10 protein-coding genes and 3 tRNA genes are annotated in these 15,536 nt (G+C 51.0%); 6 read left to right on the top strand and 7 right to left on the bottom strand.

Annotation, left to right across the window (positions count from 1 at the left end; all coding sequences use genetic code 11):
* Positions 1-445 precede the first annotated feature (445 nt).
* Positions 446-4,288 (top strand): S8 family serine peptidase, encoded by a 3,843-nt coding sequence (locus tag ABYK60_RS16900; RefSeq protein ID WP_372873176.1) that lies wholly within the window; start codon positions 446-448, stop codon positions 4,286-4,288.
* A 42-nt stretch (positions 4,289-4,330) separates the two neighbouring features.
* Here ABYK60_RS16900 and ABYK60_RS16895 read toward each other — a convergent pair whose 3' ends face one another.
* Positions 4,331-5,212 (bottom strand): LysR family transcriptional regulator, encoded by an 882-nt coding sequence (locus ABYK60_RS16895; protein WP_372873175.1) that lies wholly within the window; start codon positions 5,210-5,212, stop codon positions 4,331-4,333.
* Between the two features lie 125 nt (positions 5,213-5,337).
* Between ABYK60_RS16895 and ABYK60_RS16890 the strand changes: the two genes are divergently transcribed.
* Entirely contained in the window at positions 5,338-6,606 is a 1,269-nt protein-coding gene (locus tag ABYK60_RS16890; protein WP_372873174.1) for an MFS transporter, read from the top strand.
* Here the strand turns inward: ABYK60_RS16890 and ABYK60_RS16885 are convergent.
* The 6 genes from ABYK60_RS16885 to ABYK60_RS16860 form a co-directional block, all read right to left on the bottom strand.
* The gene (locus ABYK60_RS16885; protein WP_372873173.1) at positions 6,581-7,966 is read right to left on the bottom strand and encodes a sigma-54-dependent transcriptional regulator; all 1,386 of its coding nucleotides are present in this window, start codon (positions 7,964-7,966) and stop codon (positions 6,581-6,583) included. The two genes, ABYK60_RS16890 and ABYK60_RS16885, sit on opposite strands and share 26 nt — an antisense overlap.
* On the bottom strand, positions 7,956-9,758 hold the full coding sequence (locus ABYK60_RS16880; RefSeq protein WP_372873172.1) for an ATP-binding protein: 1,803 nt from the start codon (positions 9,756-9,758) through the stop codon (positions 7,956-7,958). Before ABYK60_RS16880 ends, ABYK60_RS16885 begins: the two co-directional genes overlap by 11 nt.
* A gap of 92 nt (positions 9,759-9,850) precedes the next feature.
* A complete protein-coding gene (locus tag ABYK60_RS16875; protein WP_372873171.1) occupies positions 9,851-11,248 on the bottom strand; it encodes a TRAP transporter large permease in 1,398 nt (465 codons plus the stop codon).
* Positions 11,245-11,886, bottom strand: a complete 642-nt coding sequence (locus ABYK60_RS16870) for a TRAP transporter small permease (protein ID WP_372873170.1) — start codon at positions 11,884-11,886, stop codon at positions 11,245-11,247. Before ABYK60_RS16870 ends, ABYK60_RS16875 begins: the two co-directional genes overlap by 4 nt.
* A 91-nt stretch (positions 11,887-11,977) precedes the next feature.
* Complete coding sequence (locus ABYK60_RS16865) at positions 11,978-12,997, bottom strand: TRAP transporter substrate-binding protein (protein WP_372873169.1); 1,020 nt, start codon at positions 12,995-12,997, stop codon at positions 11,978-11,980.
* 243 nt (positions 12,998-13,240) lie between these two features.
* Positions 13,241-13,468, bottom strand: a complete 228-nt coding sequence (locus ABYK60_RS16860) for a hypothetical protein (RefSeq protein WP_372873168.1) — start codon at positions 13,466-13,468, stop codon at positions 13,241-13,243.
* A gap of 255 nt (positions 13,469-13,723) precedes the next feature.
* Here ABYK60_RS16860 and gltX point away from each other — a divergent pair, with 255 nt between their 5' ends.
* The 4 genes from gltX to ABYK60_RS16840 all read left to right on the top strand — a co-directional run bounded on the left by gltX (position 13,724) and on the right by ABYK60_RS16840 (position 15,516).
* The gene (gltX, locus tag ABYK60_RS16855) at positions 13,724-15,133 is read left to right on the top strand and encodes a glutamate--tRNA ligase (protein ID WP_372873167.1); all 1,410 of its coding nucleotides are present in this window, start codon (positions 13,724-13,726) and stop codon (positions 15,131-15,133) included.
* A 104-nt stretch (positions 15,134-15,237) separates the two neighbouring features.
* Positions 15,238-15,313: transfer RNA gene (locus tag ABYK60_RS16850), tRNA-Ala, on the top strand.
* 16 nt (positions 15,314-15,329) lie between these two features.
* Positions 15,330-15,405 (top strand) — tRNA-Glu (locus ABYK60_RS16845).
* A gap of 35 nt (positions 15,406-15,440) precedes the next feature.
* Positions 15,441-15,516: transfer RNA gene (locus ABYK60_RS16840), tRNA-Glu, on the top strand.
* Positions 15,517-15,536 lie beyond the last annotated feature (20 nt).

Below are 15,536 nucleotides of genomic sequence, written 5' to 3'. Positions count from 1 at the left end.
TCTTTGAATTTATGTTTCAGCAATATTTCCGCGATGTTACCGTTGTGTTTTCATATTGTTTTGTTGTTGTTTGTTTAGCGTTTTTAGTAATAAGTTGAAATAAAATTGTTTCAAAATTGAGATTTGAATTTCTTAACGCCACACAAAAAGTGTGTCTGTTAAAATATTCCATTAATTCAGTTGGATGCGATGTGGTTTCGTTATTTTGGATATAGTCGTATATACCATATAAGCTTAAGCTTGCATCATATCCGTCTTAATTAAGCAAAGATGCAGTTAACGCTTGGTTTTCATTTGTTTCATTGCGTGATACATGTCACGCCTCCGAGAATAAAACGTAATCAGAACAGTACTCGGAATAGCTTTTATATGTGTTTCTGCTGTTTCCAGTTGGAAATGCACTTAATCGCCTTTGACATGCAAACAACTACAAGGAAGCGAAATAGTGAAAACCAAAATCGCCTTGGCCATTTCTATGGCTCTGCTCAGCGGTGCTGCCTCTTCGCAGACCGTTTCTTCTGCATCGGGAGAAATGGCGCTGTCCGATGTGCTTAAACAGTTCAGCGGACGTAATTATAGTGCTGATTCGGCGTATCCCAAGTTTATCCCTGAAGCAGGGCTTGGTAATGAAGTTCATACCTACATAGTGCGCCTTGCTGATAAAGCCGTGGCCAACTACAACGGGGATATTCAGGGATTTAAAGCTACCAGTCCGCAGTTTTCCCGCGCCAAAGGCGACTCCACCAACACCAAACTGAATGTGCGCAAGCCGGAAGTTCGTGCCTATGCCAGTTTCCTGAAAACAAAACAGGATAACTTTGTCTTAAAAGCCAAGGCATCGACTGGCGATGATGTTGAGTTTGTTACCAGCTTCCAGTATGCCTTCAATGGTGTATCTATGCGTATGACCCAGGCTCAGGCGCAAAAGTTGGCGCAGCTGCCGGAAGTGGCATTTATCGAGCGTGAGAGACTGGAGCAAATGGAAACTGATGCCAGTCAGGCGCTGATTGGTTCACCTAAGGTATGGGATGGTAGTGCCACCGGTACCCAAGCCATGGGTGAAGGTGTGATTGTCGGTATTATCGACTCAGGTATTAACTCTGATCATCCGTCTTTTGCCGATGTAGGTGGGGACGGATACGATCACACTAACCCATGGGGTCAGGGTGTTTATGTCGGAGATTGCGCCACAGAATTTGCTTCGCTTTGTAACGACAAATTGCTTGGCGTTCACAGTTACCCCGAAATTACTGATATCTATGATGATCAGGATGTATTTGGCGCTACGCCGCCTGCCAAAAATGGTGAAGATTATGGTGGACACGGTTCTCACGTTGCCAGTACGGCTGCGGGTAATATACTCAAGGATGTTCCCTTCGTTGAAGGTGAAGTCGGCAAACTGACTGGCGATGGTATTGAAACCGGCCTCAGGTTTGAGCAAATTTCCGGTGTTGCTCCGCATGCAAACATAGTTGCTTATCAAATTTGTCGTCCCGGTAATTCTGGTGATACCTACAGTGGTTGTCCAACCTCTGCCACATTGAAAGCGCTTGATGATGCCATTAAAGAAGGTGTAGATGTTCTTAACTATTCCATCAGCGGTGGTGGTCATCCTTGGCGCAGTGCTGCTGAACTTGGCTTCCTGGCTGCGCGTAATGCAGGGATTTTCGTGGCTGCGGCTGCTGGTAACACCCGCTCAAATATCAAACAGGTTCCTTATACCACGCCCAAGCATGCCCCTTGGTATACCTCAGTTGCCAACTCTACCCATGGGCGTGATATTGCTCAGCAAATGATGCTGGGTGACACCAAGTTTGACTTTACCCCATCAGGCCCAGGCTTGACCGAGACAGTGAGCGGTAATCTGGTATATGCCGGTGTGGTTGATGCGGAGAACTTTAAGGGTTGTAATGCCTTTGCTGCAGATGCATTCAAAGACAAAATCGCCCTGATCAAGCGTGGTAGCTGCGCTTTCGTTGACAAGATTAATCATGCGGTAGCAGCCGGTGCCAAAGCCGTGGTTATCTTTAACAGCGACGGTTCGGGCAATGCTCGCTTTGGCATGGCCGGGGTGGAAGACATCAAGGTTCCGGCAGTAGGTATCGGTAACGCTGATGGCCTGGAAATTGTGAAGGCTCTGGAAGCTAACCCAAGCCTGGTATTAACCATAGATCCGGCGCTGGCAATTAAAGAAAAGCCAGCTGATGTTCTTGCCGCTTCCTCTCTGCTCGGCCCCAACAGCTCTATCGATGTGATGGTACCTTATGTAGCTGCGCCTGGTTCTGATATCTATGCTGCCTATGCCGATGAGCAATATGGTCATGATAAGACTGGAACAGATCCGGCCGACTTCACCCTGATGTCCGGCACTTCTATGGCCAGCCCTCATGTAGCGGGCGCCGGCGCACTGCTTAAGTCACTACACAAGGACTGGACACCTGACAACATCCGCTCTGCACTGATGCTCACTGCAACCGGTGCCCAGGCCATGAAGAAGGCCGATGGCACAACTGTGGCCGATCCTTTCGATGTGGGTGCAGGTCGTATTCGTGTGGACTTGGCGGCCAAAACCGGTCTTATCATGGATGAATCTGCGCTGAATTACGAAATTGCCAACCCGGATACCGGTGGCGATCCTCGTAAGCTCAACCTGCCATCTATGCAGGACAGCAAGTGCGTAAACAGCTGCAGCTGGAGCCGTAAAGTCACTGGGACCGCCGATGGTGAGTGGAGTGCAGCAGTTGAGAACGTGGTTGGTGATGTGGCCTACACTGTTGAGCCAGCAAGCTTTACCCTGAAAAAAGGTGAAAGCCAGCTGATAACGGTTACTGCCGATGTTACCAAACTGGGCGACGACTGGGGTTTTGCTAACCTGAAACTGAGCTCTTCAGCCCATCCAGTGGCGGCCATGCCTGTGGTTGTAAAGGCTGCCAAGCGTAATCTGCCATCGCTCATCACAGTCAACGCTACCCGTAGCGCCGATGAAATGAACGTTTCCGGTCTGAAAGCGCTTGATTTGCCCGATGTGAAAGCTGCTTCTGCCGGCATCGCACTGGCCGAAACGCTGGAGTCCAAACTGGCGGAAGACAGCACCAATGGCAAGCCATTCGACAACTTTGATGAGGTGGATGTCTTCAAGTTCCCGGTTCCGGCGGGTTCACTCTATTTTACTGCTTCCATTGCTTACACCACTTCGCCAGATCTCGATGTCTACGTCCTGTACAACGATGGCAGTGGCTTTAGCATTGTGGCCAGTTCAGCCCGTGCGGGTTCAGAAGAGTCCGTGCTGATAAGCAACCCAGCTGCCGGTGATTACTATGTGGTTGTACAGAACTATGAAGCCTCCGGTGATGGTACGGAAGACGCTTATGGTCTGAAGCACCTGACTCTGAGCAATGAAGCCAGCGACAACTTCAACGTGACCCTGAGCGGTGACAATAAGGATTTCGACCTGAATCTGGCCTGGGATCTTGACGTGTTGCCCGGTGATGACGGTTTGGCAGTTGTTATGCTGCAAACCTCTGATAGCAAGGTTGCGACCGTTAATCTGCCTGTAGTATTTACCCGCGTGGCTGATGACGTTACCCCACCGGTTCAGACCAAGATCAATGGTCTGGTGCAGCCAGGTGAAGCCATCAAGGTGGTAAACACTGTTGCTGCCAACAAGACTCAGGAAACCCGTACTTATCAGTTGACCGCATCTATCCCTGCGGGTCATGAAGTGGCGAACATCAGCCACGATGGCAAGCAGGAAGGTCAGATCATCAACTGGAGTGTTGCTATGGCATCGGGTCAGGAAACACAAGAAGTCAGCTTCGATTTGATCCCCCGTAAAGCCAGTACCGGTAATGAGCTGGTGTTGACCAACAAGGTGGATAACACTACTGCCAAAGTGATCAGCGACAGCTACAGCTTCGATGTGCCTGAGGTTAAGCCCATTGCCCGCGTTGGCGCTCCCGCTGCCATTCTTGAAGGCAGCAGTCTGACGCTCGATGGCAGTCTTTCCTCTGATGCCAACGGTGATGGCCTCACTTATAAGTGGACTCAACTGGGCGGCAAGTCAGTATCCGTTGCCAAAGATCAGCCGGTGCTTAAGTTTAAAGCACCGGAAGCTCACGGTGGCAGCGAGGTAATTTCCTTCAACCTGACAGTCACTGATTCCCAGGGCAACAGCGATTCAACTCTGGTGTCTGTATCTGTTACCGACAACCCACACAAGGGTGGCTCTATGGGCTGGTTGGCGCTGTTGCTGGCACCAGTAGCCTTCCTGCGTCGTCGGTTCAAGTAATACAACTCGCATAAATAAAAAGCCCGGCATTAGCCGGGCTTTTTATTTATTATCCAGCAAAAACTCCACAAAACTACGGTCGGCTTTTCCTACGGGGCGTTTCTTTTTCCAGGCGATATGCAAATCGAGGAACATGCGTGGGTTGAATGAGCGCTTTTCGATACCGTCTTTGTCGGTAATCACCATGTCCAGTACGCTGGTAATGGCGAACCCTTGGGACACAAGCTGTTTAATCAGGTTTATCAGATTGGTTTCAAAGGCGATATTCGGGCTGATGGCCAGCGCTCTTGCCTGTGACAGCAGCCACTCGCGGTGGAAGTATCCGGGTTTGAACATCACCAGTTCATGGGTCAGAAAGTCTTCCAGGCTAATGCTTGAATGTTGGGCGAGGGGATGGTCGCTGCCAAGCGCCACCACCATTTCTTCGGTGAGCAGCAGGCAGGAGTCAAATTCGGGACGTAAATCACCGGCAGTGATGATGGCAATATCCACCTCCTCCTGCTCAAGCATTCTGAGCGCATCCCTTGTGCCACCTTCAAACAGACAGAGCTTTATGCCTGGGTAGCAGTGGCGAAAGGCCATCAGTCTTGAGGGCAGATAGAATGAGCCGAGCATGCCGGGTACCGCAATTCGCACCTCTCCCTCACTGAGGCTTGCCATGGCACGAATTTGCGCCTTGGCCTGATGCAGTTGATTCACTATCAGGCGGGCGTGTCCAAGTAATGCCTCACCTTCGGCGGTGAGCTTTACTCCCCTGTCGCTCATGCCCTGAGTTCGATTCACTAAGGTGACTTCCAGCTCCTGTTCCAGCTTTTTAATGCTTTGGCTCAGCGCAGGTTGAGCCAACCCCAGCCGTTTGGCTGCGCGGGTGAAGCTGCCTGCATCGCACACGGCAATCAGATGCGACAGCTGTTTGATGTCCATAGGTGATGGTCTTCCTGTTAATATAATAAATATCAATAAATAAATTATATATATCTATTATCGTTATGTTATGGCTTGCGTTAGCCTGACGCAATCCTGAGGGTTTCCTGTTGGCTGGAGTTGTGGTGTTGGGCAGAATTTCAAGGGCAAATGCCAAGAGGCTTATCCATGGTCTGGCACTGGCGTCGGTGGTGGTTTACATCAACCTGTATCTGATGCAGGGCATGTTGCCTATGTTGGCAGACCAGTTTGCCATTGCCGGTGGCGAGGCGACGCTGATTTTGTCCGTTACCAGTTTCTCGCTGGCGCTGTCGCTGCTTGGTTACGCGCTCTTGTCCGACAGTATTGGCCGCTACAAACCGCTGATTGTCAGTCTTTGGTTGCTGGCACTGTCCAACCCCTTGATGCTGTTGATTGACAGCTGGCATGGGATGCTTGGGCTCAGACTGATTCAGGGCATATTACTGGCGGCAGTACCTGCCATAGCCATGGCGTTTATGCGCGAATCGTTGCCGCTTTCAGCGTTGATGAAGGCCGGGGCATTTTACATTGCGGCCAATAGTTTTGGCGGTATCATCGGGCGCATATTGGGTGGGCTGATGGCTGAGTATTTAAGCTGGCAAGGGGCTGCGCTGCTGCTGACACTGGTGACCCTGGTTTCAGTTGCCATCACGCATTATCTGCTATCACCCTTCAGACAGGTTGGTAAAGCACAGTCGGCTAGCGGCAGCGCCCGGTGCAGCGTTTCAAAAATGACGCTATCCGGCCCATGGCGCGGTTTTGCCATGCACCTTACCAACCCTCAGTTGCGGCTGTTTTATCTGCTTGGCGGTCTGGCATTTATGGTGATGGTGAACCAGTTCAGTTTTATTCAGCTGCACTTACTCGAGGCGCCGTTTCACTGGAGCCGGTTTGGGGTAACGCTGATTTTCCTGTGCTACCTCAGTGGCACCCTGTGTGCCTATCGCTCCGGCAACCTGATAGCACGTTTTGGCGTGGCTGGGGTGGTGTTGGCCGCACTTGCCATGATGGTAATTGGTAGCCTGGTTACCCTGTTTGATACCACTCCAGCCATTGTCGGCGGCTTCCTGCTGAGCGCCGCCGGCTTTTTCCTTATTCATGCCAGCTGTAACAACCAGGTGGCGCTCAGAGCCACAGGCCACAGGGCCAAGGCATCGGCACTTTACCTTTGTGCCTACTACCTTGGCGCTTCACTTGGTGGCCCCTTCCTGATGCCATTTTGGCACCATGGGCAGTGGCCGGCAGTGGTGCTGGGTTCACTGCTGTTGTTGGCACTTGCTGGCGCAGTTGCCCTGAGGCTGCTGCCTGCAGGAGCCTTATCTGCCAGTGCTGTTCATTACCGCAGGTTCAGGTTTCGTCGGGGCTGTCAGTAAGGTAGTGCTTACGGTCAAGTTCGTACTTGCGCATCTTGTCGTAAAGGGTTTTGCGGGGCAGCTCCAATTGCTCCATGGTCAATTTGATTGAACCGCGATTGTGGGACAGGGCTTCTTCAATCAGTACCCGTTCGAAAAACTCGACCCGTTGACTTAGTGACATCCCCGAATAGATAGCGCCTGACTCTCCCAGACTGGCTGCAAAAGCAGATTCCGCCCCCAGCAATACGTATCGTTCAGCCAGATTGCGCAGCTCCCGCACATTGCCGGGCCAGTCGTGGGCTGCCATGCGGGCATGATGTTCGGCGCTTGGGTAAATCAGCTCCTTGTGGTATCGGGCTGAGGCGATGCGGGCGAAGTGCAAAAACAGCAGCGGGATGTCTTCTCTGCGCTCCCGCAGCGGCGGAATCGGGATGGTTACCAAATTGAGGCGATACAATAAATCCTGGCGAAACTCACCCTTGTCACACAGTTTCTTCAAGTCCACCTTGGTGGCTGCCACTACCCTGATGTCCAGTGAAATGGACTTATTGGAACCCAGTCTTTCAACTTTTCTGTCTTCCAGTACCCGCAGTAATTTAACCTGCAGCGACATTGGTGTGGACTCAATTTCATCCAAAAACAGGGTGCCGCCATTGGCAAACTCGAACTTGCCTACCCGGGCTTTGTCGATGCCGGTAAAGGCACCGGCATCGGCACCAAACAGTTCGCTTTCGATCAGGTTTTCCGGAATGGCACCGCAGTTGATCGCCACAAAATTCGCTTTATGACGTGGGCTGTGATCATGCAGGCAGCGGGCGACCAGCTCCTTGCCGGTGCCGGTTTCGCCTTCTATCAGCACATCTGCCGGGGTAGTAAGCACCATGTCTATCAGATTTCGTAGCCGAACGATGCCCGGGCTGTTGCCCAATATACGTGGCCCGGGGATAGCCTGGGCTTCCAGTGCTCTCTTCAGATTACGGTTTTCCAGGGTCAGAGCACGTTTTTCCAGTGCCCGTTTGACCACATCCAGCATATGTTCGTTGTTGAACGGCTTTTCCAGAAAATCATAGGCGCCTTGCTTTAATGCATTGACTGCCATGGCAATGTCGCCAAAACCGGTTAGCAAAACAACGGGTAAATCTTTATCGATGGCATTACATTTGCCCAGAAAGGTAATGCCATCCATACAGGGCATGTTGACATCGCTTACAACAATACCCGGCCAGTCTTTATGGATTAACATGTTGGCATGGTGCGGATCTGTCATGGCCAATGCGTTAATTCCTTCGAGTTCGAAGAGCTGAACCAGTACGGTACCTATATGTGGCTCATCATCGACAACAAGCACCCGGAATTGATTGAAAGCGTCAAGATTCATATTGTGAGTTCTCAGGGCGAAAGGCTGGCAGGACTATATCAAAAACAGCGCCGCCTTCGGGGGCATTTGAGACTCTTATTTCCCCCTGCATGGACTCTATCATGCGCCTGGATATGGACAGCCCCAGCCCCAGCCCCAGCCTCTCGCTGGTCGTATAATAAGGTTCAAATATTTTTTCCATCAGGCTGTCTCTTACACCCGGGCCAGTATCCTGGATCCGGATAGTCAGCGGATCACCGGCGATTAACTGTATTGATAAGCGCTTTTTTTCACATTGGCTCATGGCGGTCAACGCGTTACTGATAATATTGACCAGCACTTGTTGTAACCTGGTGGCATCACACCAAACGGCTAAACTGTCAGTATCCGCTGTTACGTTAAGATGGACATGTTGTTTGTCTATTTCAGGCTGAACTATGGTCAGAGCCTGGGTTAGACATTCACTCAGACTCACCGCCCCGTCTTTTCCCTGGCTTTTGCGGGTGAAACTCTTAAATTGGCCGACAATTTCAGCCATCCTGTCGGTTAGCTCGATTATGATGGCAAGATTCTCCCGGGCCTTTTCGGGCATGTTGCGCAGTAAAAATGTCTGGGTATTCTGGGTATAGCTTCTTATTGCAGCAAGTGGCTGATTAAGTTCGTGATTTATGCTTGCCGAAAGACTGCCGACCACAGTGAGTTTGGCTGCTTGGATAAGTTCATCCTGAGTTTCTTTCAGCTTTGTATTGGCTGCCAGTAGCTCGGCAGTACGCTCTTCGACACGTTTTTCCAATTCATCACGGGATTTTTGCATCCGAATCAGACTGCGGCGTTTCTCATACTGCAGCAGCGTAAACAGCAGCAGTACGCAATAACAGGTTCCTGCCAGTAACAAGACCTGTGACAGTGACTGGTATAGAGCCTTCATTGGGCTCAATATGTGCACCCGCCAACCAGCCTTGGACATAAATATAGCCGTATCGAGATAATCTTCTGCACTGACTCCATTACCGATTTTGTATGTCGCAGGCTCCTTGCTCACCCCATTGTATTCAGGCGTTATGTCCAGTGGTTTCACCTGCCGGGCCGCATAACGTTTGCTGGCATTGAGGGCATACTGTTTGCCTTGGGTCAAAGGCGATAAAGAGGTGAGCCGCCATTCTGGTCGGCTGGCGGCAAAGACGATGTCATCGGGATCGGTAATGATGAAGTCGTACTGGCCCGCCAGTGCAATACCACTGGCTTGCGTTTCAATATCATTGACATCGAGCTTAACGACTATGACCCCGATGACACTCCCTTTATCCTGCACCGGGAATGAAAAGTAAAAACCTCGTTTATCAGAACTGGTACCTACAGCGAAGTAACTTCCCTGACCACCCGCAATAGCCTCGGTGTAGTAGGGGCGAAAGGAGAAATCTTTACCAACGAAAGAGTAAGGTTGTTGCCAGTTACTGGCGGATATGGCTATCCCCAGCGCATCAACAAGATAGATGTCTGAAGCTTCAGTAATGTGCTGTATTTCCTCTAAATATTGATTTAGATGGTTGATTTTATCTGCGTTTCGTTGTTCTAGAAGGGCTTCTGCCAGTAAGGGGTTGGTCGACAGAACCTGGGGAATGGTTTCAAAGCGCAGTAATACACTATCGAGCAGACTGACTAATTCGCTCAATTGCTTTTGTGAGTTTTGTGTCAGTTGTGTCATTCCGGTGCGGATATGCCAGGACCAGGCAAGATACAGCACCATCATTAAGCCAGTCAGCATCAATGCCGACTGTTTTAACCTTGTTCTTTTAGACACAGTCATTGGCATATGTCTCAGTTATTCACAGAAAAAGCCATAGTAAATCTATGGCTTAGGCTCGCTCAAAATGGGGCAGGGATCAAGCCTTGCCCCATGGATGTTTAAAAGCCTCTCAGACTGTCCAGATATTCCGGCAGGAACAGGCTGATTTGTGGCACATAGGTGATAAGTATCAGGAAGCCGAGCAGCAGAAGCAGCCAGGGCAGGCAGGCGTGAATAACCCAGCCGATACTGCGTCCGGTAATGCCCGCCGTCACAAACAGATTAAGCCCTACCGGCGGTGTTAACATGCCAATTTCCATGTTCACCACCATGATGATCCCAAGGTGAATCGGGTCAATGCCCAGCTGCACTGCAATCGGAAACAAAATCGGTGCCATGATCAGCAAAATGGCAGAGGGTTCCATAAAGTTACCTGCAGCCAACAGCAGCAGATTCACTATGATAAGGAACCCCCATGGCGGCAGACCCCAGCCCACAATAGTCTCTGCTATCAGATGTGGGATACGCTCAGTGGTTAACACGTGGGCAAACAGCATGGCGTTAGCGATGATAAACAGCAGCATGATGCTGACCTTGGCACCATCACGCACCACATTGCGCACTTCCTTGTCGGTTGGTGTTTTGATGAGCCCGAGCAACACATGCAGCAGGTTACGACCAATGGCGGCAACAATGGCTTCGCCTTCTAAACGCCATGGCACATTTTTGAGCGGGCCAATGTCGCGATAGCCAAACACGGCAACCAGATAGGCGTATACGCATGCCACGGCCGCGGCCTCGGTCGGGCTGGCAACGCCACCATAAATGGAGCCAAGCACGATGAAAATCAATGCCAGACCGCCCACGGCTTTGGCGCTGGACAATGACAGTGCTTTGACTCCGGGGAAGGGGCGTGACGGCAAACCTTTGATACGGGCAACGATATAAATGGCCAGCATCAACAAAAAGCCCATCATCAGGCCAGGGATAAGACCGGCCATAAACATGCGGGCGGCAGAGACTTCAGTAGCGGCTGCATACACCAGCATCACAATCGAGGGCGGGATAAGAATACCCAGAGTGCCGGAGGTGGTAATGACGCCGGCGGCAAATTTCTGTGGGTAGCCGGCACGCACCATGCCCACAATCACAATAGAGCCAATGGCTGCCACAGTGGCCGGGGATGAACCTGAAACCGCCGCAAACAACATACAGGCCATCACGGATGCCATGGCCAGGCCGCCGCGAATGTGACCAACGCTATCCATGGCAAAGTCAATAATGCGTCTTGCTACGCCGCCGGTGGACAAAAACGCCGATGACAGAATGAAGAAAGGGATCGCCAGAAGGGTGTAATGCTCTGAGGTGGCCTCATAGAGCTTGAGGGCGACTGATGCCAGTGAGTCGTTTGAGAACAGGAGGATGGTCAACATGCTGGAGAAGCCAAGTGCTATGGCAATCGGCATGCCCAGCAGCATGCACACAAGCAGGGTCAAAAACAGGGTGGCAATGGTCATGACTTGGCTCCGTCATTGTTATCGTTTTCGGCTTCTTGGGGGCCATCGGCCAGGTGCATGCTCTCTTTCGCTTCATCATGGAAGCTGAAACCGACAGACGTACCGCGGAAAATGGCAATGGCCAGTTCAACAAAGCGCCAGACCATCATGCCAAAGCCGATAATCAGAATGCTTTGGCTTAACCAAAGTGGAATGGCTGGATCTTCAGGGTCAATGCGCATCACATCCCAGGCAAAATCGTCGCTCATGTGCTTCATCAGGGCACTGGGCACATCGATGTCTTCCATACCAATGCCAATCTGGTAAATCTGTGACAGATAATCCCAGCTGCCTTTTAAAAACATGGCGCAATAGGCCAGACAGATGGTGACAGCAATAAGCGCAGTGATCCGGCGAGGACCCTGGGGCAGTTTTTTTACGAAGGCATCAACACCTATATGGGCGCCGACTTTGATGCCATAGGACATACCAAAGAGCACAAACCAACCGCAGATGGTCAGTGTCAGCTCCTGGATCCATAAAAAGCCGGTGTTAAAAAAGAAGCGGGCAATCACCTCGATAAACACCAGCAGGGTCATCAGGGTGATGAGAAGGTTGAGAAACCCTTCTTCTATGTAACCTAAAATGCGAGAAATCACGAAAGCTCTCCCCGGGATTTTTGTACCATCCTTGGTCAATCATCTTCCCTGGTGATAACGGAAACCAGGGGCGAAGGCGCCCCGGTCAATGTCAGGGTTTGTTGGCTGCTTCAGCCGCATCAATCAGATCTTTGCCGATTTTGTCTTCAAACTTGGCCCACACTGGACGCATGGCATTCACCCAAGCCTGACGCTGTGCCGGCGTCAGGTTGACTAACTCAACACGCTTGGAGTCGAGTATCAACTGACGGTCTTCATCCGCTTTTTTCAATGCCAGTTCATTACCCAGAGCAATGGATTCGTCCAATGCCTGTTTGATAACTTCACGCTTTTCCTTGGGCAGGCTTTTCCAGAAGGTGTCAGAGGTCACCAACATGTAGTCGAGTACGCCGTGATTGCTTTCGGTGATATGGCTCTGTACTTCAAAGAATTTCTTTGAATAAATGTTTGACCATGTGTTTTCCTGACCATCAATGGCGCGGGTTTGCAGCAGGGTGAACACTTCAGAGAAGGGCTTTTTCACCGGTATCGCACCTACCACTTCAAATTGAGCGGCAATCACGTCTGATGGCATGATGCGGAATTTTTTGCCTTGGGCATCGGTCGGCAGTGACAGCGGGTTGTTGGAAGAGAATTGTTTCATGCCGTTGTGCAGATATCCCAGGCCCACAACGCCTTTTCGGCTCATTGAGTTCAGCAGGTTCTGGCCGGCTTCACTCTGCTGGAAGCGGTCAACGGCAGCCATGTCTTCAAACAGGAAGGGTAAATCAAAGATTTGCAGTTTTTTAGTGTAACGCTCGAACTTCGACAGCGACGGTGCAACGAGCTGCACGTCGTTTAGAAGCAGCGCTGCCAGTTCGTTGTTGTCGCCAAACAATTGTGAATTGGGAAATACACTGACGGTGTATTCACCCGGCAGGCGGGTTTCTACCAACTCCTTGAATTTCAGTGCCATCTGCCCCTTTGGGGTATTTTCAGCCACCACGTGGGAGAATTTGATTTCCACCGGCTCGGCAGCAACACCGAGGCTCAGACCGAGCAGGGCGGCTGCCAGACCGGTTTTGCCAAGGAAAGCGAGGGATTGCAGGGGAGAGCGTTTATTCTGGTTCATTGTTAAATTCCCTAGATTCATGGTTAGTGTTTTCCATTTCTCGAAGAATCGGGTACGGCGTTGATTTTCCTCGAGGTCTTGGTTCATATAGGCAAGGTTTAGGCCATGGTGTGTAACAATGATTTAACCTGCTGGTAATAAAGGAATTGTTTTTGTGAAGCTGGGCGGGTTTTGGGATTGGATGTGTGATGCGCCGCTCACACAATTGGGGGCGGTGGGTGGATTTCCACCCAATAATGTTCATTAGCGGGGCGGAATAAGATGTTTGAGAACCGCATCGCTTGGCAGCAACTCGAGGTGGCCCCGTTCATCAAAATACCAGCCATTGATGAACCCTTTCTGGCGCATTGCCATCAGGTTATGGAGTACTTCTCTGGCTTCCTGCATGGCGGTGTTCTGGTCACAGCCATGAAGGCGTTTCAAATATGCTGCGATACTATCCAGTGACGCAGATTGACTGACATTGGCCATCGATAAAATCCTGTGCTGTTTCACAGCAAGCATAGGATAAAAGCAGTGGCTTCTCTAAATCCTGTTCATTCTTTTGTTGTATAAGATTGGCAGCTTTGATGTCGTTAAGGAGTAACTGCATGGTACAAAAAATAAGGTTATGAAGATGAGGCGATTTTTGGTGCCATTTTCCATCGGCAACAGACACTGATAGAATAGTAAAATTTCGTCCACACAGGCCCGAGTGGCCCTTTGTTTTATAGGCAAATGTCCCATATGACCGTTAAAACCCGTTTTGCTCCCAGTCCAACCGGATTCCTGCACGTTGGTGGCGCCCGTACCGCACTGTATTCCTGGCTTCATGCCCGTGCCAATCAGGGCGAATTTGTGCTGCGTATCGAAGATACTGACCTTGAGCGCTCTACTCAGGAGGCGGTGGACGCGATTCTGGAAGGTATGGAATGGCTCAACCTGAACTGGGATGAGGGTCCTTACTACCAGACCAAGCGTTTTGACCGTTACAATGAAATCATCGACGGTATGCTGAAAAACGGTACCGCCTACAAATGCTATTGCTCCAAAGAGCGTCTGGAAGCCGTGCGTGAAGAGCAGGCGGCCAAGGGTGAGCGTCAGAAGTACGATGGTTGCTGCCGTGGTGCGGCGCCTCGCGCCGAAGGTGAACCACATGTGGTGCGCTTTTTGAACCCACAGGGTGGCAGTGTTGTGTTTGACGATCAGGTTCGTGGCCGTATCGAAATCGCCAACGAAGAGCTGGATGATCTTATCATTCGCCGCACCGACGGCAGCCCTACCTATAACTTTTGTGTAGTGATTGATGACTGGGATATGGGTATCACCCATGTGATCCGCGGTGAAGACCATATCAATAACACCCCACGTCAGATCAACATTCTCAAGGCGCTGGGTGCACCCGTACCTGAATATGGTCATGTGTCGATGATTTTGGGAGACGATGGTGCCAAGCTGTCCAAGCGTCATGGCGCCGTGAGTGTGATGCAGTACCGCGATGACGGTTATCTGCCGGAAGCGCTGCTAAACTACCTGGTGCGTCTGGGCTGGTCCCATGGCGATCAGGAGATCTTCTCCCGCGAGGAGATGGTTGAGTTTTTCAATGTGCATAACATCAACAAAGCGGCGTCTGCTTTTAACAGCGAAAAACTGCTGTGGCTGAACCAGCACTATATTAAGTCACTCGATCCTGAGTATGTAGCCAAGCACCTGGAGTGGCACATGAAAGACCAAGGTATTGATACCAGCAATGGTCCTTCACTTGCCGAGGTGGTGACGGCTCTGTCTGAGCGTGCCAAAACTCTGAAAGAGCTGGCTGCCTCCAGCCGTTATTTCTATGAAGACTTTGCCGAATTCGATGCTGACCAGGCCAAGAAGCACCTGCGTGGTGTTGCGCTTGAGCCGTTGAAACTGGTTCAGCAGAAACTGGCTGCCTTGACGGAGTGGACTCGTGAAGCCATTCATCAAGCTATTGAAGAGACTGCAACTGAGCTGGAAGTCGGTATGGGTAAAGTGGGTATGCCACTTCGTGTTGCTGTAACCGGGGCAGGGCAGTCGCCAGGCCTTGATATTACTCTGGAACTTATTGGCAGAGCCCGTTCTGAGCAAAGAATCTCCAAAGCGGTTGATTTTGTAGCAGATAGGATAAATTCCTAAAAAAGGCGTTGACACATTTTGGTGTGCTGCATAGAATGCGCCTCGCAGTCGAGACATGGTGTCAGCAACGCTGGCAGCACACTCAAATGCAGTAAGAGAAGTACGGGGTTATAGCTCAGCTGGGAGAGCGCTTGCATGGCATGCAAGAGGTCCGCGGTTCGATCCCGCGTAGCTCCACCACCTTCTCTTAGTCCGGGTCCCCTTCGTCTAGAGGCCTAGGACACCGCCCTTTCACGGCGGTAACAGGGGTTCGAATCCCCTAGGGGATGCCACACTCTTTTAAGCGAGTTTAAACACTTAAGTCCGGGTCCCCTTCGTCTAGAGGCCTAGGACACCGCCCTTTCACGGCGGTAACAGGGGTTCGAATCCCCTAGGGGATGCCACACTCTTTTAAGCGAGTCTA

It is taken from the genome of Shewanella sp. (genome assembly GCF_041630135.1).
In the GTDB taxonomy this organism is placed as follows: domain Bacteria; phylum Pseudomonadota; class Gammaproteobacteria; order Enterobacterales; family Shewanellaceae; genus Shewanella.
The sequence above is the reverse complement of the archived record's forward strand: the minus strand, read 5'-3'. Positions and strand labels throughout refer to the sequence as shown.